Source organism: Leeuwenhoekiella nanhaiensis, assembly GCF_002744755.1.
GTDB classification, from domain to species: Bacteria; Bacteroidota; Bacteroidia; order Flavobacteriales; family Flavobacteriaceae; genus Leeuwenhoekiella; species Leeuwenhoekiella nanhaiensis.
In genome coordinates this window covers 596,495-616,878 of the sequence record NZ_KZ319287.1, presented here as the reverse complement: position 1 = coordinate 616,878, position 20,384 = coordinate 596,495, and the positions used below count along the sequence as shown (strand labels likewise).

Annotated in this window: 14 protein-coding genes; all 14 read right to left on the bottom strand. The window is 42.7% G+C overall.

Annotated elements, in window-relative coordinates:
* Positions 1-34: 34 nt before the first annotated feature.
* The gene (gene ruvA, locus CJ305_RS02700; protein ID WP_099644682.1) at positions 35-616 is read right to left on the bottom strand and encodes a Holliday junction branch migration protein RuvA; all 582 of its coding nucleotides are present in this window, start codon (positions 614-616) and stop codon (positions 35-37) included.
* Positions 617-692: 76 nt separating this feature from the next.
* The gene (locus CJ305_RS02695; RefSeq protein ID WP_099644681.1) at positions 693-2,996 is read right to left on the bottom strand and encodes an NADP-dependent malic enzyme; all 2,304 of its coding nucleotides are present in this window, start codon (positions 2,994-2,996) and stop codon (positions 693-695) included.
* A gap of 169 nt (positions 2,997-3,165) precedes the next feature.
* Positions 3,166-4,647, bottom strand: coding sequence for an MFS transporter (locus CJ305_RS02690; protein WP_099644680.1), 1,482 nt, complete (start codon positions 4,645-4,647; stop codon positions 3,166-3,168).
* 226 nt (positions 4,648-4,873) lie between these two features.
* Complete coding sequence (gene queG / locus CJ305_RS02685; RefSeq protein WP_099644893.1) at positions 4,874-5,800, bottom strand: tRNA epoxyqueuosine(34) reductase QueG; 927 nt, start codon at positions 5,798-5,800, stop codon at positions 4,874-4,876.
* Positions 5,800-7,125, bottom strand: a complete 1,326-nt coding sequence (locus CJ305_RS02680; protein WP_099644679.1) for a cytochrome P450 — start codon at positions 7,123-7,125, stop codon at positions 5,800-5,802. Before CJ305_RS02680 ends, queG begins: the two co-directional genes overlap by 1 nt.
* 20 nt (positions 7,126-7,145) lie before the next feature.
* Entirely contained in the window at positions 7,146-8,168 is a 1,023-nt protein-coding gene (gene ruvB / locus CJ305_RS02675) for a Holliday junction branch migration DNA helicase RuvB (RefSeq protein ID WP_099644678.1), read from the bottom strand.
* 135 nt (positions 8,169-8,303) lie between these two features.
* Positions 8,304-10,133, bottom strand: a complete 1,830-nt coding sequence (locus tag CJ305_RS02670) for a cytochrome c oxidase subunit I (RefSeq protein ID WP_099644677.1) — start codon at positions 10,131-10,133, stop codon at positions 8,304-8,306.
* Positions 10,134-10,165: 32 nt separating this feature from the next.
* A complete protein-coding gene (locus CJ305_RS02665) occupies positions 10,166-11,233 on the bottom strand; it encodes a cytochrome c oxidase subunit II (protein ID WP_099644676.1) in 1,068 nt (355 codons plus the stop codon).
* A 27-nt stretch (positions 11,234-11,260) separates the two neighbouring features.
* Positions 11,261-12,664, bottom strand: coding sequence for a quinol:cytochrome C oxidoreductase (locus tag CJ305_RS02660; protein ID WP_099644675.1), 1,404 nt, complete (start codon positions 12,662-12,664; stop codon positions 11,261-11,263).
* A 21-nt stretch (positions 12,665-12,685) separates the two neighbouring features.
* Positions 12,686-13,357 carry a c-type cytochrome gene (locus CJ305_RS02655; RefSeq protein WP_099644674.1) on the bottom strand — a complete coding sequence of 224 codons (672 nt, stop codon included), beginning with the start codon at positions 13,355-13,357 and terminating at the stop codon, positions 12,686-12,688.
* A gap of 3 nt (positions 13,358-13,360) precedes the next feature.
* Positions 13,361-13,900, bottom strand: coding sequence for a DUF3341 domain-containing protein (locus tag CJ305_RS02650; RefSeq protein ID WP_099644673.1), 540 nt, complete (start codon positions 13,898-13,900; stop codon positions 13,361-13,363).
* A gap of 2 nt (positions 13,901-13,902) precedes the next feature.
* Positions 13,903-15,693, bottom strand: coding sequence for an NrfD/PsrC family molybdoenzyme membrane anchor subunit (gene nrfD / locus CJ305_RS02645; protein WP_099644672.1), 1,791 nt, complete (start codon positions 15,691-15,693; stop codon positions 13,903-13,905).
* A gap of 33 nt (positions 15,694-15,726) precedes the next feature.
* The gene (locus CJ305_RS02640) at positions 15,727-18,819 is read right to left on the bottom strand and encodes a TAT-variant-translocated molybdopterin oxidoreductase (RefSeq protein ID WP_099644671.1); all 3,093 of its coding nucleotides are present in this window, start codon (positions 18,817-18,819) and stop codon (positions 15,727-15,729) included.
* Positions 18,820-18,876: 57 nt separating this feature from the next.
* Positions 18,877-20,229, bottom strand: a complete 1,353-nt coding sequence (locus CJ305_RS02635) for a c-type cytochrome (RefSeq protein WP_099644670.1) — start codon at positions 20,227-20,229, stop codon at positions 18,877-18,879.
* Between the last annotated feature and the right edge of the window lie 155 nt (positions 20,230-20,384).

The following is a 20,384-nucleotide window of genomic DNA, read 5'->3' as shown; positions in this document are numbered from 1 at the left end:
AAGAATACCCGCGTAGTTTTGTACCCAAAGTCTCCTATAGTTTTTTAAGTGCCAATTTTATAATCTGCTCAACGCTTGCCTGTGGTTCATCACGCACAATAGCATCGCACACCCGCTCAGCCTGCTTTCGGGCAAAGCCTAAAGTCTCTAAAGCAGATAACGCTTCATCTTTATTGGTATTGCTTGGCGCAGCCGAAACTTCGTCAATATCGTAAACTTTGAGAATTTTATCTTTTAGATCCAGAATAACACGCTGTGCCGTTTTAGCCCCAATTCCTTTAACTCTCTGAATGGTCTTAACATCGCCGGTAGCGATCGCTTGTTTTACCTGAGAAGGTTCTAAAGAAGACAACATAGTACGCGCAATACTAGTCCCCACTCCGCTAACCGAAATAAGCAGTTTAAAAATCTCCCGTTCTGACTTTTGAGCAAAACCGTAGAGGGTGTGCGCATCTTCCTTAATGTGCAGATAGGTGTGCAGCATAATGTTTTCCTCTTCCGGTAAAAGCGAAAAGGTGTGCAGCGAGATGTTGACAAAATACCCCACGCCGTGACATTCTATGACAACATCGGTGTGATTTTTTTCGATCAATCTGCCCCTTAAAAATGTGATCATAAGTGCTAAAAGATTTGGGGTTTAAATGTACTAAAATAATTCAGCTCCGGCAGAATCTTTGAATACTGCTCAAAAACTAGTTTATCTTTCCCTTTAACTCCTCCTGAAGTTTTTTGCCTTTTTGCTGCGCATCGATAACCGCCACGGCAGACATATTTACAATTTCATCGACTGAAGCCCCAAGTTGCAGTACGTGTACCGGCTTATTCATCCCCATCATAATCGGACCAATATTATCTGCTTTATTAAGCTCTTTGATCATTTTATAGGTGATGTTTGCCGAATCTATATTGGAAAACACAAAGGTATTCACCTTCTTGCCTGCAAGCTTAGAAAATGGAAATTTGCTCTTCAGCATTTCTGAATTGAGGGCAAAATCTGCCTGAACCTCCCCGTCTACAGCAAGATCAGGATAATACTTATGTAGGTAAGACACCGCCTCACTCACTTTATCTGCGTGGGGATTTTTTGAAGAACCAAAGTTTGAATACGAAATCATCGCAATCACCGGTTCCATCCCGAAAAGGCGCACTGTACGGGCGGTCATCAGGGCAATTTTAGCCAGTTCTTTCGCCGTAGGCTCAATATTTATAGAAGTATCTGCCAAAAACAGCGGACCTCTGCTCGTATTCATCAGGTTTGCAGCAGCCACTTTTTGTACGTTTGGCGCAGCACCTATTACCTCAAGCACCGGTTTTACCGCTGAAGGGTAACTGCTGCTGTACCCGGTAATCATTGCATCGGCATCTCCCTGCTTCACCATCATTGACGCATAATAATTACGTTGTCTTAACAGCTTTTGAGCATCGTAAAGCGTCACACCCTTGCGCTTGCGTTCTTTCCAGAAAATCTGCGCATATTTATCAAGCTTGGGTTTTTCTTCTTTGGTTTTCGGATCAATAATTTCAATATTCGCGTCAAAGTCAAGTTCTTCCATCAACTCAATTATAGTCTCGCGATTACCTAAGAGCACCGGAGTACCAATACCTTCATCGTAAATGATCTGAGCAGCCTTAAGTACATCAAGTTGATCTGCTTCGGCATATACTACGCGCTTAGGCTCTGTTTTAGCACGGTTAAGAATAAGACGCACAATCTTGTTATCTGAGCCCATGCGATCTAAAAGTTCGTCTTCATACTTAACCCAGTCTGTGATAGGCTGGCGGGCCACACCACTATCCATAGCCGCTTTGGCCACTGCAGGTGGCACTTTAGTAATTAAACGGGGATCAAATGGCTTTGGAATGATGTATTCTCTGCTGAAGTTAAGACGCGTCTCTCCATAGGCGATATTCACCTGTTCAGGCACCGATTCTTTTGCCAGTTCGGCCAAAGCTTTTACGGCAGCCATCTTCATATCTTCATTGATCTTGGTAGCACGCACGTCAAGGGCACCCCGAAAGATAAAGGGGAAACCTAAAACGTTATTCACCTGATTGGGGTGATCTGACCGGCCCGTCGCCATAATGATATCCTCACGGGTATCCATCGCCAGATTGTAATCAATCTCGGGATTGGGGTTTGCCATTGCAAAAACAATAGGGTTAGGCGCCATTGATTTTAGCATTTCGGGAGAAACGATATCTGCAATGGAAAGACCTATAAATACATCGGCATCAACCATTGCTTCTTCGAGCGTATCAATCTTTCGGTCTGAAGCAAATTCAGCCTTTTCTCCACTGAGATTTTCCCGATCACTGCGAATAACCCCCTTACTATCGAGCATTACAATATTTTCGGCTTTCGCCCCAAATGCTTTATACAGGCGGGTGCAGGAAACTGCTGCAGCACCTGCACCGCTTACCACAATACGGATTTCTTCCATTTTTTTATCTGCCAGCTCTGTCGCATTAAGCAAAGCAGCGGCAGAAATAATCGCGGTACCGTGCTGATCATCGTGCATCACCGGAATATCAAGCTCTTCCTTAAGACGCCGTTCAATCTCAAAAGCTTCGGGAGCCTTGATATCTTCAAGATTAATACCTCCAAAAGTGGGTGCTATATTTTTTACTGTAGCAATAAACTCATCTACATTTTTGGTATCTACTTCGATATCAAAAACATCAATCCCGGCAAAAATCTTAAAGAGCAATCCTTTACCTTCCATTACCGGCTTACCGGCTTCCGGACCTATATCTCCTAAACCCAGAACGGCCGTTCCGTTAGAAATAACCGCAACAAGATTACCCTTGGCGGTATATTTATACACGTTCTCTTTGTCTTTTTCAATCTCCAGACAGGGCTCTGCTACTCCGGGAGAGTAGGCCAGCGAAAGGTCGCGTTGTGATGAATATTTTTTAGTAGGCACCACGGCAATTTTACCGGGCGTAGGTTTTGCGTGATAGATCAATGCCTCTCGGCGTCTGCTTTCTTTACTCATAATATTCGCGTTAGCTCTGCTACAAAAATAGAGCTATTATTAGTTCAGGCTAGTAAATTCTTAGCTTTATCCCCGCTTATTTTAACCGAAGACCCTAAGATTAACAGAAAAAGCTAAACCTGCTTTAGACAAGCGGATTTAGCTTTTTGTTCTATTTTAAACTACAATGCTATTCAGGCATATAGATTTTATCTGAAGAATAGCTCTTTTTCAATCGCAGCGCCAGAAGCGCAGCAATGATGAAGAAAACTCCTCCGAATAAAATGGCATTTACCGCATTGTCATTCAATAAATTCTTGATGATGGGACCAAAAGTTACCGTTTGAATCAGCATAGGTATTACAATCATCATATTAACGATACCCATATAGACTCCGCGTTTTTCTTCCGGTATCACCTTAGAAACCATGGAATATGGGATACCCATCATAGCCGCCCAGCCTATTCCAAAGAGTACCATGGGCGCCAAAAGCGCATATTCATTTTTGATATACGGCATACTAAGCATAGCTACGCCGGTAAGCAATAAGCTAATCACATACACATTTCGCGAACCATACTTTTTGGCGAATGGCACTAGAGCCAGAGCCACAATCATCGTCACAAAGTTATAGGTACCGTTCATCAATCCCGTTTGCGCCAGTGCCTGTTCAGACACCTGCTGAAAATTTTGAGCAAATGCGGTATCTCCGGTCCCGATCACACCACCGCTTCTGCAGGCTTCCATAATTCCCTCAAAACGCGTATTGTCTTCCTGCGATAAACCGTACATACTGCTGCGCAACATCGGCGTGATAAACTGCCAATAAACAAACAGTGCATACCATTGAAAAAAGTAAACCGCGGCCAACTTCTTAAGCATTGTTGGCATCTTACCAATGGCACCGGCAATTTCGATAATGGGCTCAAACAAACGCGAAGCAAAAGTTGACTCTGCCTTTTCCCGTTTTAATTCGGCGAGGTCTTCATCTGTTGGGGGAATTTCGGGGGTTTTCCACACCGACCAAAGCACCGTAGCAATAGAAGCGAAAGCCCCCAGGAAAAACGAATAGTACACCCAGGTTGGAATACTTGAAATGGTTTCGGTACCGGTTGAACAAAGCGCGGCACCCTCCTCAGCAGCTACCCCAAACCAATCCTGAAAGAGGAAAAGCGAGAAGTTAGCAATGGTAATACCAGCACCCACAAATAAGCTTTGCATTTGGTAACCAAAAGTAATCTGATCGTCATTAAGCTTATCGCCAACAAAAGCACGATACGGCTCCATCGCAGTATTGTTACCCACATCAAGAATCCACAGCAAGCCCACCGCAAACCAAAGCTCTGAGCTATACGGAAAGGCCAGCAAACACAAACTTCCCAAAATCGCACCGATCAGGAAGAAGGGCTTACGACGACCTCCCCATTTGGGCAACCAGGTTTTATCTGAAATGGCTCCAATTATTGGCTGAATGATCAGGCCTGTAACGGGACCGGCAAGATTGAGTAACGGTAACTCGGCGTGGTCTGCACCTAAGAAGGAGAAAATAGGATTAATCGCAGTCTGCTGCAGCCCAAAACTAAACTGGATTCCGAAGAATCCTACGTTCATATTCCAGATTTGCCAAAAGGAAAGATTGGGTTTGCGAATGGCACTAATAATTTTATTCATACTATCTGCTAGCGTATTGTTTTGGTTTTACTATAGCATTAGAATTTAAAATCTCAAGCGTTTGAGATCTTATAATTCTGAAAAACGTATGACAATATACACGAATAGCTTAAAATATTAACAGCTTATTTAGAAATTAACGGTACTTGCAAAGGTCAATTGCTTTTCAGACTTAGCTTTTGGTTAAGATGTCGTAATAAACTGCGCTGTCAAGTTAACTAACAGACTACTCTTCAGATAAAAATGAGATGTTGCGCATCAAGCCGCTGTATTTAGTGCGCTTAACCGGAGACTTTTTAAAAATTTCAGAAAAGACTTCCTGTGTGAGTTCTTTCCAGTCGTTTTTAGAATTGCTTATAATCTCAGGCCGGGGTTGAAAAAGTGGCTCGTTATGGGGTTTTGAAAAGCGATTCCACGGACAAACATCCTGGCAAATATCACAGCCAAACATCCAGTCTTCCATCTTATCCTGCGCATAGGCCGGGATTTCATTCTTTAATTCAATGGTAAAATAACTAATGCATTTGCTGCCATCTACCACATACGGATCAACAATGGCATCAGTAGGGCAGGCATCAATGCAGGCGGTGCACGAACCGCAATGATCGGTCACAGGAGTATCGTAATCTAAATTGAGATCTATGATCAATTCGGCTATAAAATAATACGAGCCCACCTGTTTGGTAAGCAGGTTGCTGTTTTTACCAATCCATCCCAATCCGCTTCGAGCAGCCCAGGCTTTATCTAATACCGGTGCCGAGTCAACAAAAGCCCTGCCTTCAACCTTACCTATTTTTTCGTTGATGCTGAAAAGCAATTCTTTCAGTTTGTCTTTAATCACAAAATGGTAGTCGGTACCGTAGGCATATTTCGATATCTTAAAGGAATCTTCGCGTTGCTGTTCCTTCGGAAAATAATTAAACAATAGGGAAACAACACTCTTGGCACCGGGAACGAGCAAAGTTGGGTCCAGCCGCTTGTCAAAATGGTTTTCCATATATGCCATCTCTCCGTTGCGGTTTTTAGAAAGCCAGTCTTCAAGGCGCGGCGCTTCGGTCTCTAAAAATTCAGCTTTAGAAACCCCACAAGACATAAACCCGAGTCGCTTAGCTTCAGCTTTAATAAATGCGGTATTTGAAGCTTTGGTATTGATCAAGATTCTCGAAGACTAAATTGAAGAATGGCGTTTTTCGGCTTTAAGGTTATGAGCGGAAGGATTTCGATTTCCGGATTTACCGGAGTGATTTTATACTTAGTCACCAACTGAGTTACAGCAAGAATCATTTCGTACATCGCAAAATTATTACCTATGCACATCCGCGGGCCGGCACCAAAAGGCAAAAAGTAAGGCGAATACTTCAAAAGTCGTTCGTCCTCAAAACGTGAGGGTTTGAATTCTTCCGGATTTTCCCAAAAGTCAGGATGCCTATGTATCTCGTAAATGGAAAATAAAAGACTCGTATCGGGTTCAATTTTATAGTCTCCAAAGGCATCAGCTTCCAGTGCGATGCGATCTATAAAGTAGGCCGGTGGATAGAGGCGCATAGACTCATTGATCACCCGGTTTGTAAATTCAAGCGATTTCATCTTCGCAAACAGCTCTTCACCTTCTAAAGATTTGACCTCCTCATACACCTCTTCCTGGATCTCAGGGTTCCGAGCGAGAAGCTGGGTGGTAAAGGTTAGCGCGTTAGATGTGGTCTCGTGACCGGCTACAAAAAGAATAAATATTTCATCAATAAGACGCTCCATATCCATAGCCGTATCGTCTTCATAACGCGCGTCAAGCAGCATATCAAGCAGGTCATCTTGCCTTACACCGGACGCCTTGCGCTCCTCAACAAGATCGTGCATCAGTTGCCGGGCTTCCTTGGTCTTTGCCAAATTCCTTTCTAATTTCCCGGACAGCTTAAACCACCAATGCAGGTAGGGCTGACGCAACTCTTTCACCAGCATGGCCTGCGCTTCTTCGGTAATTTGTTGCAGGCGGTTAATGGTTTTTTGATCTGCAGCCCCGCTGAACAAGGCCTGAACCACGGTCTGAAAAGCCAGATCATTATAAACCGGGAAAATATCAAAAGGGCGGTCCACCTTTATTTTTTCCAACTCAGCAGCAACAACCTCATTCATTTTAGCTATTAAATTTGTCAAATGCTTTTTATGAAAAGCCGGCTGAATAAGTTTGCGTTGTGTGCTCCAGTGTTTGCCTTCCGCAGTAAGCAAACCCCTTCCCACATATTTGGCCAGATCTCTGGTCTGTATGGGTGACTTGGTATAATTCTTCTGATTCTTTTGAAGGACGTATTGGGCTAATAACGCATCACGCGAAAAAACCACACTCTTGCCAAAACCCAATTTCAGCCAAAACGTATCCCCTTTTTCTTTGAAATTCTTTTTATGAAAGGGTAAGGGGTTCTTTAAAATTCGGAATGCTGAAAGTAAAAATTGGTGAACAGGAACCTGGGGTATGGTTTTCATCGTGGCAGGGGATTGAAATTCTAAAACAAGCCGCCCTGTATAGGGCCTTTTACGCGGTTGAGGTGTTTGTAAGCAGCTTCGGTGACCTCACGCCCTCTTGGTGTACGTATGATAAAACCCTGCTGAATGAGAAAGGGTTCATAAACTTCTTCGATGGTTTCGGCACTTTCTGAAACCGCCGTTGCAACGGTGGTAATTCCCACAGGACCCCCCTTAAACTTATCAATAATGGTTGCGAGTATCTTATTATCCATCTCATCAAGACCATGAGCATCTACATTAAGAGCCTTAAGGCCGAAACGCGCGATAGCAATATCAATAGTACCGTTGCCTTTAATCTGGGCAAAATCACGCACCCTGCGTAGCAATGCATTCGCAATACGCGGTGTTCCTCTGCTTCTACCTGCAATTTCAATAGCCGCTTCCATACTGATGGGTACTTTGAGAATATCTGCACTACGTTGAACAATGGTGGTAAGCAATTCCGTATTGTAATATTCCAGACGCGAAGAAATTCCGAAACGCGCCCGCATAGGCGCTGTAAGCAAGCCAGACCGAGTTGTGGCACCAATCAGCGTAAAGGGATTGAGATTGATTTGAACCGTACGTGCGTTAGGCCCGCTCTCAATCATAATGTCAATCTTATAGTCTTCCATAGCCGAGTACAGGTACTCTTCTACAACGGGGCTCAGGCGGTGAATCTCATCTATAAACAGTACATCGCGCTCTTCAAGATTGGTGAGCAAACCCGCAAGATCACCCGGTTTATCCAAAACAGGACCACTGGTCACCTTGATGTTAACCTGCAATTCATTGGCTAAAATATTGGCCAAAGTAGTCTTACCCAATCCCGGAGGCCCGTGAAAAAGCGTATGATCTAAAGCCTCTCCCCTTCGGTTTGCTGCCTGAACAAATATTTCCAGATTCTCCAACACCTGTTCCTGACCGGTAAAATCACTAAAACTTAGCGGCCGTAAGGCACGTTCAATTTCAAACTCTTCGGGCGTGAAGCCTTCACCGCTGGCATCTAAATGTTCATTCATAGCGTAAATATAAGAAATAGCCCGTCCTAATTATACCTTGAAAGCCGCTCCCAATTGAAATTTAGCATTAAGAACGCTTCTTCTCTAAACTAAAAAAACCCGCAAGTTGCGGGTTTTTTATAATTCTGAGATTTCTTAGTGATTCATTTCTTCCTCACCCGGTTGTAACGGAATGTTTTGAGGAATATAATCCTGACCCGGAATTACGTAATCCGTTTCATCTTCATTCAATTTACTGTAATCGTAAGACCAGCGGTAAACGTGAGGAATCTCACCTTCCCAGTTACCGTGAATGTGCTTAAGCTCAGTTGTCCATTCTAAGGTATTAGATTTCCAAGGGTTCTTAGGTCCTCTCTTACCATAGAAAATAGAAGAAATAAAATTATATAAGAATACTAACTGAACAGCAGCAGTAATGATAGCCGCGATAGTAATCATCGTGTTTACATCCGCCAGGTCATCAAAGTATGGGAATGCCGTATTTGAATAATATCTACGCGGCAAACCAGCCATACCTATAAAGTGCATGGGGAAGAATACCGCGTACGAACCTATTGCCGTAACCCAGAAGTGCACATAGCCTAAGTTCTTGTTTAGCATACGCCCTTCAAACATTTTTGGGAACCAGTGGTAAACCCCGGCAAACAGACCGTAAAGTGCAGATATACCCATTACCAGGTGGAAGTGAGCTACTACGAAATAGGTGTCGTGAACGTTAATATCGAGCGTGCTGTCCCCTAAAATGATCCCGGTAAGACCACCAGTAATAAAGGTAGAAACCAGACCAATTGAAAATAACATTGCAGGGTTAAACTGAAGGTTACCCTTCCATAAAGTGGTTATGTAGTTAAAGGCTTTAACTGCGGAAGGAATCGCAATCAACAAGGTCGTAAAGGTAAATACAGAACCTAAAAATGGATTCATACCCGATACAAACATGTGGTGACCCCAAACAATTGTTGACAGGAATGCGATTGCCAGAATAGAAGCGATCATCGCACGGTACCCGAAAATCGGCTTTCTCGAGTTTGTTGCAATAACTTCAGAAGATATTCCTAATGCCGGAAGCAGTACGATATATACCTCAGGGTGACCCAGGAACCAGAATAAGTGCTCAAATAATACCGGCGAACCACCCTGGTTGTGTAATACTTCTCCACCAATATAGATATCTGAAAGGAAGAATGAAGTACCAAAACTTCTATCCATGATCAGCAATAACGCAGCAGATAAAAGAACCGGGAATGAAACGATACCGATGATAGCGGTAACAAAAAACGCCCAGATGGTAAGTGGAAGTCTGGTCATAGACATTCCTTTGGTACGTAAATTAATTACTGTTACTACATAGTTTAGAGATCCTAAAAGAGAAGATGCGATAAAGATGGCCATAGACACCAACCAAAGAGTCATACCTGCTCCGGAAGCAGAAATGGAATTAGGCAACGCACTAAGCGGAGGATAAATCGTCCAACCTGCTGCAGCCGGACCAGCCTCTACAAACAGCGAACAAACCATGATCACTGAAGAAAGGAAGAACAACCAATACGAAACCATGTTCAGGAAGCCGGAAGCCATATCACGCGCTCCAATTTGAAGTGGAATCAACAGGTTACTAAACGTACCACTCAAACCTGCAGTAAGTACGAAGAATACCATTATGGTACCGTGAATAGTAACTAAAGAAAGGTAGATACTTGGATCCATCACACCTTCAGGAGCCCATTTACCCAAGAAAATCTCAAAAATGGTAAAACTCTGCTCCGGCCAGGCTAGCTGAATTCGGAACAAAATAGACATAGCGATACCAATAACCCCCATGATCAAACCAGTAATCAAATACTGTTTTGAGATCATCTTGTGATCTGTACTAAAAATGTACTTACTTATAAACGTCTGGTGATGATCATGATGCCCATGATTGTCGTGCGCATGATGGTCTAAAGCTGTTGCATCTACTGACATAACTTATTTTCTTTTAAATCTCAATTTTTATCTTATTCGGTCATACTCTGAGCAAAGGTCTTTTGACCCTTCATCCACTCATCATATTCTTCCTGTGTTTCTACAATAATCTTCATCTGCATATTGTAGTGACTTGATCCACAGATTTTATTGCATAGTAAATAATAATCAAATTCATCGTACGCGTCAAGAGCAGGTTCGCCTTTGGCCACTAGTTCCTTGCTCTTTTCTCTGCGTATTTCCTGAATTGTACGCATTTTTTCCTGCATATAATCGGTCTCTCTGATCTCTGCAGTTGTAACTGTAGGCGTAAATGAAAACTGAGTGATCATACCCGGAACCACGTTCATTTGCGCTCTAAAGTGAGGCATATAAGCAGAGTGCAATACATCCTGCGAACGCAGTTTGAAGATAACCTGCTTACCAACGGGCAAATGTAATTCGGTAGTAACAACATCATCACTACCATCCGCATCACTGGGATCAATACCTAATTGATTAATCCCTTCAATGAAACGTACGTTTGCATCTCCCAAAATATTGTCATCCCCGGCATATCGCGCTTTCCAGTTAAAACGCTGAGCATACAATTCAATTACCAAAGCATCCTCATCTTCCTCGAAGTTCATGATATCAGACCAGGTAAACAGACCATATATGATAAGGCCCGCCAAAACAATTACCGGAACGATAGTCCAAATAAATTCAAGTTTATCATTATCGGCATAGAATAAAGCACGCTTTCCTTTCTCCCCCTTATACTTGTATGCAAAAAAGTGAAGTAAGAATTGGGTTATAACCTGAACCACCATAATAACGGCGATAGAAATAAACATCAGGTTATCGTATTTACTACCGTGTGCTGAAGAAGCTTCGGGCAAGTAAAACTTAGAATAATGCCAGAAGCAATAGAACATCAGGAAGTAAAGGAAGACCATAAACATCACCATTAATTTGGCATTAATACGGTTATCCTTTCCGTTAGCTACTTCTCCGTCATCCCCTTGAGAATTTCCTTTAGAGAGTGCATATATTTTACTCATTTGCCAGATTGCTACGGCAAAGAGTGCGATTACAATAAGTACTAAAAAAACGGTCATTGGTGTGTTTTTTCTGTTTCGTTGCTATTAATAGTGAAAATGTTCGCTCTCAATGAGGAATGGATTATTCTTAGGACGCAGAGATACTTTAGACAATCCCATTCCTACTGTGAATATAAACAGACCCAGGAAGAATAGAAGAGCCGCAAACTCCGTGATACCAAATGAACCGTAAGGCCCAACTGTTGATGGCATAACCAGGAAGAAAATATCTATATAGTGCCCTACCAGAATAATGATACCCGCAATCACCACAAACCAAGAAACACGTTTGAAATCACTATTCATCAATATTAAAATTGGGAGTACAAAGTTAAGTATTAGCATACCAAAGAACATAGGATTGTACTCCTGAATTCTTAGAATGAAATACGTAACCTCCTCCGGAATGTTTGCGTACCATATAAGCATAAACTGACCAAACCACAGGTACGTCCAGAAAACGCTGAAACCAAACATAAACTTAGCAAGATCGTGCAGGTGACTATCGTTAACAAACTCCAGCTGACCTATAGCTTTTAGCGAAACGGTTACAATTGCTATAACGGTTACCGCAGACACGATGATGCTCGCAAAAATATACCAGGCAAACAGCGTACTGTACCAGTGTGGAGTCATAGACATAAACCAGTCCCAGGCCATAGTTGATTCGGTAACAATAAAGAAAGCCAGGAAGTAAATAGAATATTTAAAGATATTCTTGTAAGGCTTAAGATCTTCAGCCGTGTCCAGATCTCTTGAATTTTTAACTGCGAAATAGCGATACAGGTTCCACCCTACTACGTAAATAATACCACGTATCAACCAAAACGGAAAGTTCAGATAGCCTGATTTACCTTGAATAATTTTATCTTCTTCTACCAACTCGTGATTCATCCAGGGATAGAAATGCTCGCCTGCAAAAATAACAATCAGTAAAACGATGACTGAACCCGGAAGTAAATAGGCAGTTATACCTTCCATAACTCTAAAAAGCAATGGAGACCATCCTGCCTGTGCTGCGTTTTGAATCGCGTAGAAAACCAAAGTTCCCAAAGCGATCATCATAAAGAAAAAGGCCGCGATAAAGGTTGCTGACCAGGGTTTGGTTTGCATCTGGTGCAACACGTGCTCCATATGCTCTCCGTCTTCGTGAGCCCCGTGACCCATATCCTTGTCATTAGCCATCGCTTTTTCTGAATAGCCCGGCTCACCTTTTACCTCGTCAACAAAATTCGTTTCTTCGTGATGCGCTTCACCTGCTTCGTGATGAGCAGCACCTTCCTCATGGTGCGCCTCACCTCCACCGTGGTGAGCTTCCTGCGCTGCAAGAATTTCGTTAGCTTCTTCAACTGTTCCAGGAACAGATAAGAATCCAAATACTAATCCTATTAAACCCAGTACCATACAAATGATGGCGAAAAGTCTTAATTTACTAGAAAACTTGTACATAATTGAAATATCCTGCCTTTATTATTCTTCAGTTTGTGCTTCTTCAGACATTACCTGCCCTTCATCAGTCATTTCTTCCTGCTCTACCAAAGCTTCTTCTTCGGTAGTCGTTTCGTCTTCAAAGGCTCGCTTGGGTTTTCCGTCTAAAGCGTCCTTAAGGTCCATTACATAGTGGTTGATTAACCACAATTCACGTTCAGTTGTTTGAGTTGCATAAGACCCCATTGTATTGAGGCCATAGTACATCACGTGATACACACTACCTTCGGTAATGGCACGTCCCTGATCATTATAAGCAGGAATACCCAAAATTTTCTCACGCTCAGCAAGTGTTCCTTTACCATCACCCTTATCACCGTGGCAAATCGCACAATAAATGGTATAAAGACCTTTACCTTCGTTTAAATTATCTTCAGTGTACGGTACCGGATTCTTTAAATTAGCTTTAGCTGCATCGTAACCTTCGGTACTGTTTTCATATTCATAAGGCATCCAGCCGCGGGATACACTCCCCTCAACCGGCTGCATCGCTTCCATCTGATTAGGAAATACATCGTACTTTCCATAAGCCTCATAACTTACTTCCTCATACATGTTTGGCATGTATTCATAGTTTCTGTAGTCTTTGTCCTGACAAGAAACTATCAAAACCAGCATTACTAATGAAGATACTATTTTGATACTATTTTTCATTTGTTAAGCGTGTTCTTCGTTATGAATTAGACTTATTTCTGAAGCGCCGGTATCGTATAAAAACTTAGAAAGCGCATCTAGATCGTGACCAGCGGTATCCACTTCAAGTAAGAAGTGATCATCGGTAGTACGTGGATCTGGATTTTCAGCCTTTTTAAAAGGCCATATTTTACTTCTTAGGTAAAAAGTGATCACCATAAGGTGAGCCGCAAAAAATACCGTCAACTCAAACATAATAGGCACAAAAGCGGGCATATTCTGCAAATAGGAGAAACTTGGTTTACCACCAATATTTCTTGGCCAGTCTTCAATCATAATGAAATTCATCATCAAAGTAGCCACGCTTAAACCTATAAGACCGTAGATAAAAGAGCATATTGCAAGGCGCGTATGCGGCAAGCCCATCGCTTTATCGAGACCGTGTACAGGAAATGGAGTGTAAGCCTCGTTGATTCGATACTTATTTGCACGTATTTCCTTTACTGCTTTCATAAGGACGTCGTCATCATTATAAAGCACATGTAAAACGTTTCCTGATGCCATAATTAGTTTTTAAGATTTTGTGCCTGACCTGCCCAATCATCGCGCTCTGCCCTACCGGGGAAACCGTCGATTATCTCATCTAACAAGTCGTATTCTTTTTTAGTCATTTTACTTACCTGATCGTAGGTATAGATACCCAGCTGATGCAGTTTCTGCTCTAAAACAGGCCCTACTCCACTTATCTTTTTAAGATCATCTGGCGTTTGCGTTGCAGGATCATAAGTCCCGATTCGCGCCAGCATCATATCAATCTCAGCTTTCTTAGCTTCCGTATCTACTAACGCATCAGCATTAACAGTTGATTGATGATGCGTTGCATCTGCATTTGAAGCCACGCCTAAAGATTGCGGACGTGCAGCATAGTTTGATGTACGCTCATCTGTTGCGGTTCCGGCTAGGTCTTTTCCTGATTCACGAATGCGCTTATAACGCTCTCCCGATGATTTCAGAATACTCTTAACCTCTGCCTGTGCAATTACCGGGAAGGTACGTGCATACAATAGGAATAATACAAAGAAGAATCCAATCGTACCCACAAATACTCCAATATCTACAAAAGTAGGCGAGAACATAGACCAGGTTGATGCCAAACGGTCTTTACTCAAACAGATCACGATGATATCAAAACGCTCAAACCACATCCCGATGTTGATAATCAGGGCTACGATAAAGGTCCATAGGATATTACGTCTCCATTTTTTAACCCAAAGTGTAAGTGGCACAATTAGGTTACAGATGATAAGTGCCCAGAATGCCCACCAGTAAGGTCCGGTTGCAGCACCAAAAGACAAATAGGTATAGTTTTCATAAGGAACTCCGGAATACCAACCGATAAAGTATTCGGTAAGGTATGCCACCGTTACAATACCACCAGTAAGCAGGATTACCTTATTCATAAATTCGATGTGAACAATGGTAATATAGTTCTCAAGGCTAACCACTTTACGCATTACCAAAAGCAGGGTTTGTACCATTGCAAAACCGGAGAAGATTGCACCCGCCACAAAATACGGAGGGAAAATGGTACTATGCCATCCCGGTACTACCGAAGTCGCAAAGTCAAAAGATACAATCGTGTGTACCGAAAGTACCAGTGGAGTCGCAAGACCTGCAAGTACCAGTGACACCTCTTCAAAACGTTGCCAGTCTTTTGCACGACCACTCCATCCAAAGCTTAAAATTCCATATATCTTTTGCTGGAATGGGCTCTTAGTACGGTCTCTGATCATCGCAAAGTCAGGAAGAAGACCCGTCCACCAGAATACTAATGAAACTGAAAGATACGTAGAGATCGCAAATACGTCCCAAAGCAGCGGAGAGTTGAAGTTTACCCAAAGGGAACCAAACTGGTTTGGTATGGGAAGTACCCAGTATGCCAACCACGGACGACCCATGTGAATAATTGGAAACAAACCGGCCTGTACAACCGCAAATATGGTCATTGCTTCTGCAGAACGGTTAATTGCCATACGCCACTTTTGACGGAATAAAAGCAATACCGCAGAAATAAGGGTACCCGCGTGACCAATACCTACCCACCAAACGAAGTTGGTAATATCCCAGGCCCAGCCAATGGTTTTATTAAGACCCCAAACTCCAATACCGGTAGAAACGGTATATACAATACAGCCCAAGCCCCATAGGAATGCAACAAGCGCTATAGAAAATACAATCCACCAAGATTTATTGGCCTTCCCTAAGATAGGAGCACCTACATCCACGCTGATGTCGTGGTAAGATTTCTCTCCAAGAATCAAAGGCTCTCTTATGGGTGCTTCGTAGTGTGACGACATATTAATATATTGATATTTATATTTTTAACTAGATTAAGCTTCAGCAGTATTCTTAACTTTCACGTGATAGAATACATTAGGTTTTACACCTATATCTTCAAGCAGATAGTACTTACGTTTATCATTTTTAAGTGCTACGATTTCCGAATCAGGCATATTTACATCGCCAAACTTAATCGCACCATTATCACAGGCGTTGCTACAAGCTGTTGCAAACTCACCGTCTTCAATAACACGACCTTCGCGCTTAGCATCAAGAATCGTTTTCTGAGTCATTTGGATACACATAGAACATTTTTCCATCACTCCACGTGAACGCACAGTAACATCAGGATTAAGAACCATACGACCCAGGTCGTTGTTCATGTTGTAGTCAAACTCATCATTTTCGCTATACAGGAACCAGTTGAAACGACGCACCTTATACGGACAGTTGTTTGCGCAATAACGGGTACCTACACAACGGTTATACGTCATTTGGTTTTGACCCTGTCTACCGTGACCAATCGCAGCAACCGGACACACAGTCTCACAAGGAGCGTGGTTACAATGCTGACACATCACAGGCTGGAATGCAACCTCAGGATTGTCATACGATTGCTTTTCTACCACTGAATAGCTATCCATTGCCGGAAGCTCTTCTAATGTCTTGGTTTCTTCAGCGAATGTGTCTTCAGAAGAGTAGTAACGGTCAATACGCAACCAGTGCATATCTCTAAAGTTTCTAACTTCCTGCTTACCTACAACCGGAACATTGTTTTCGGCGTGACAGGCAATAACGCATGCACCACAACCGGTACAGGCGTTAAGATCTATTGAAAGGTTGAAATGCGGACCAAAAGTATCATCAAACGATTCCCAGATGTCAGCATTCTTATCACGAACTGAAATTTCAGAGTGATTATAATCTACGTGCCCTACGTGATTCCACTCGCTTGAATCTTTAGTATTGAAGATTTCAAGGGTAGTTTCTTTGATGATATCATCTGCACGGCCAGCCATGGTGTTTTGCATTTGCACACAGGCAAACTCATGCCATCCACTGGCTTTCTTGATTTGTACGGTTTGTGTAGACTTAAAGTCTTTATAAAGCGGATACGCATTTACACCTACCTGCATTTCTTCCTGAACTGCCGCTTTCTTGCCATAACCTAAAGCAAGACCTACAGAACCGGGAGCCTGACCAGGCTGAATAAATACCGGTACATTTTCTAAAGTAACATCACCCAGTGTAACTGTAACGTAGCTACCGTTAAGTGCACCTTTAGAAGTGATTTCATTTTCAATACCCAAACGATCTGCGTCTTTTTTAGACATCGTCAGATAGTTATCCCAAGATGTTCTGGTGATTGGATCAGGAAATTCCTGCAACCAGGGGTTGTTTGCCTGCTCACCGTTACCTAAACCGGTACTTGAATACAGTGTAAGCTCAAATCCATTACCTGAAGCCTCACCTTCCTGAGCCAAAGCTGCAAGAGCACTTGACAAGGTCATCCCGCCTTCAGCAGTCATGCTTTCCTGAGTTACAGAAGCTGTATCTGCAGCCGGAGTCATCACACCGGTGGCGATACCATCCTGTAGCGCCTGATTAAAGCTTTTCTCAGCATTAGACCAGTTTGACTTAAGGTAATCGTAGTAAGACATATCGTTTCCGGTCCACTTTAAAAGTGATTCCTGAAACTGTCTCGTATCAAACAAAGGCTTAATCGTAGGCTGCATTAAGCATACGTAGCCTTTTTTCATCTCAACATCACCCCATGACTCCAGATAGTGTGGAGTTGGAGCCAGATAATTGCAAAGCAACCCGGTTTCATCTTCTTTCATATTGAAAGACACACGCACAGCTACTTTCTCAAGACCCGATTTAAATTCGTTTACATTAGGAAGGCTGTATGCAGGATTCACACCTACTACAAACAAAGCACCAACAGCCCCGGAATTCATATCCTTAACCAGCTGACTAACTTCCTGTGCATTACCCTGACGGGTCATTTTTGGTGCAGCAGTATCAATAATTGTACTTCCTAAAGTTTCGTTTACAGAAAGTGCAACCATTTGAGCATTCGCATCGTCAACACCGGTGATCAAAACACCCTTGCTTCCTGCAGCACGCAATTGTTTCGCAGCACTTTTAACAGCAGCATCCAACTCTTCAGAAAGACCCGTGCTTCCACTTCCGCCCGAAACCAAACTCTGAATGGCCGCAACGATTTTCTTTTGCTCTGACGGGGTAGCCAGCACACGCTTGTCTGCATTACCTCCAGACAACGTCATATTTGCCTCAAACTGAATGTGTCGGGACATTTTCCCGTTCTTAGGAACACGACTTTTAGCATAGGTAGGACCAAACCCACCACCTTGCCAGTCACCCAGCACATCAGCACCCACCGAAACAATCACTTCAGCTTCAGTAAAGTCATAATCTGGCAATGCACGCGTTCCGTATTTGCTTTCAAAAGCATCTAAAGCGGCATTTTCGCCTAGTGCATCGTAAGTAACGTGCTTAACATTAGGATAAGCAGCAGCAAAATCAGCAATCAATTTTGTAGTTGACGGACTCGCAAAAGTCTGCGTAAGCAATACAATGCTTTTACCTCCAAGACCATTAAGTTGCTGACCTAATTTATCATCAAACTCTGACCAGCTAACTGAACTTCCGTCAATTTTTGGCCCTTGCAAACGCTTGGTATCGTACATAGAAAGTACTGAAGCGTGCACACGGGCATTATTACCTCCTAAAACAGAGGCCATTTTGTTATTTTCAATTTTGATAGGTCTACCCTCTCTGGTTTTTACCAGTACGCTCGCAAAATCAAAACCATCTGCCATAACAGTGGCATAATAATCTGCCTTACCTACAGTAATGCGCTCTGGAGCAACCACATACGGAATGGACTTCACAACAGGCCCTTCACAAGCTGCAAGCGACGCTGCAGCAGTAGAAAAACCAACGTATTTTAAGAAATCACGACGCGTAGTTGAGGAAGAATCCAAAGTATCTTTATTTCCCAGAAACTCATCAGTAGGAATCTCGTGCGGAAACTCATTATGCTTAAGCGCCTCAACAATAGAGCTGTTTTCATTTAGCTCTTCAACACTTTTCCAGTATTTCTTGTTTGATGACATAAAATCTATTGTTATTTATTTTGGAACGCGAGTCAGACTACACGTATTCTTTATCTATTAATAGTGGCATTTACCACATTCCAGACCACCCATCTGAGCAGCTGTCAACTCTTCTACACCATACTTCTTAGAAAGCTCTTCGTGAATTTTCTCGTAGTATGGGTTACCATCCATCTTAACGTTAGTTTCACGGTGGCAGTTAATACACCATCCCATGGTAAGCGGAGCATATTGATACATAATCTCCATCTCTTCTACCGGACCGTGACAGGTTTGACACTGTACACCAGCCACACTTACGTGTTGTGAGTGGTTGAAATAAGCAAAGTCAGGAAGATTGTGAATACGCACCCATTCTACAGCCTGAGTCTCCCCGGTGTAAGATTGCGTAGCTTGATCCCAACCTACTGCCTTATACAATTTCTGAATTTCCTTATCGTAGAATTCTTTAGTATAATCTTCAGTCACTGAACTGTATTCATTTGTTGCATCTGCAACTTCAGAAATACTCTTATGGCAGTTCATACATACATTCAAAGAAGGAATTCCCGAATGCTTACTGGTACGCGCAGAAGAGTGACAGTACTTACACTCAATCTGGTTGTCACCTGCGTGAATACGGTGCGAGTAATGTATAGGCTGAATAGGCTCGTAACCCTGATCAACACCTATCTGCATCATCCAGCCATAAGCGAAATAAGCACCACCTAAAAGCAACACAATCACAGACACTAAAACAAGGAACTGATTTTCAACAAAAGCTTTCCAGATTGGCTTGCGTGATTCTTTAACCGGAAGCTCAACACCCTGAGCAACTGCAAATTTGCGAAGTGTATTATTTACCAAAAACAATACTGCAACAAGCATTACCAGAACAACCGCAAGAATACCCAGGATTACGGTGCTTGAAACACCACCCCCGGCACCACCGCCGCCCCCGGCTTGATCAACAGGAGCTACAGGCTCTGGTTTTGGGGTATTGGTATAGGCAAGAATATCATCTATGTCCGCGTTACTAAGCTGCGGAAAAGCGTTCATTGCTGTTTGATTGTATTCATTGTAAATAGCAATCGCCTCAGGATCGCCTGAGTCACGCAACTCCTTGTTATTCTTTATCCAACGATATAACCATTCACGATCGCGTCGCTCGGTTACATTGTAAAGTGCAGGACCGGTAGCCCTGTCGTACAATTTGTGACAAGCCGCGCAATTTGCATTAAACAATGCCTTACCGGCAGCAGCATCACCTCCCTGAGCCGCAGGCGAAGTTTCTGATTCCGCCGCTCCGGCAGCATCAGCTGTCGCAGTAGAATCTTCCTGTGCAAAAACATAAGAAGAAAACGAAAGCAATAAAGCCAGAGTGATTAAAGAAAATCGAGAAGCTGAATTAAGGTTTTTACCCTGTTTCATAGTATGATAGAATTGTCATCTTAGCGCGGCATTCATTTCAACGTTAAAAAGCGTTTGAAAACTAAAAACTATGCCGACAAATTTGATCGCAAAAGTAAGACTTAGAAGTGGAATTTTGAAGTGTTAGCAAAGCGTTAAGAACTAATTTATATCTG

Excerpts from the sequence above, each read along its gene's own strand:
- CJ305_RS02695 (WP_099644681.1), bottom strand. The coding sequence starts at position 2,996 with ATGAGTAAAGAAAGCAGACGCCGAGAGGCATTGATCTATCACGCAAAA.
- CJ305_RS02690 (WP_099644680.1), bottom strand. The coding sequence starts at position 4,647 with ATGAATAAAATTATTAGTGCCATTCGCAAACCCAATCTTTCCTTTTGG.
- CJ305_RS02670 (WP_099644677.1), bottom strand. The coding sequence starts at position 10,133 with ATGTCAGTAGATGCAACAGCTTTAGACCATCATGCGCACGACAATCAT.
- CJ305_RS02640 (WP_099644671.1), bottom strand. The coding sequence starts at position 18,819 with ATGTCATCAAACAAGAAATACTGGAAAAGTGTTGAAGAGCTAAATGAA.
- CJ305_RS02660 (WP_099644675.1), bottom strand. The coding sequence starts at position 12,664 with ATGTACAAGTTTTCTAGTAAATTAAGACTTTTCGCCATCATTTGTATG.
- ruvB (WP_099644678.1), bottom strand. The coding sequence starts at position 8,168 with ATGAATGAACATTTAGATGCCAGCGGTGAAGGCTTCACGCCCGAAGAG.
- CJ305_RS02680 (WP_099644679.1), bottom strand. The coding sequence starts at position 7,125 with ATGAAAACCATACCCCAGGTTCCTGTTCACCAATTTTTACTTTCAGCA.
- CJ305_RS02665 (WP_099644676.1), bottom strand. The coding sequence starts at position 11,233 with ATGACCGTTTTTTTAGTACTTATTGTAATCGCACTCTTTGCCGTAGCA.
- CJ305_RS02650 (WP_099644673.1), bottom strand. The coding sequence starts at position 13,900 with ATGGCATCAGGAAACGTTTTACATGTGCTTTATAATGATGACGACGTC.
- ruvA (WP_099644682.1), bottom strand. The coding sequence starts at position 616 with ATGATCACATTTTTAAGGGGCAGATTGATCGAAAAAAATCACACCGAT.
- CJ305_RS02635 (WP_099644670.1), bottom strand. The coding sequence starts at position 20,229 with ATGAAACAGGGTAAAAACCTTAATTCAGCTTCTCGATTTTCTTTAATC.
- nrfD (WP_099644672.1), bottom strand. The coding sequence starts at position 15,693 with ATGTCGTCACACTACGAAGCACCCATAAGAGAGCCTTTGATTCTTGGA.
- CJ305_RS02655 (WP_099644674.1), bottom strand. The coding sequence starts at position 13,357 with ATGAAAAATAGTATCAAAATAGTATCTTCATTAGTAATGCTGGTTTTG.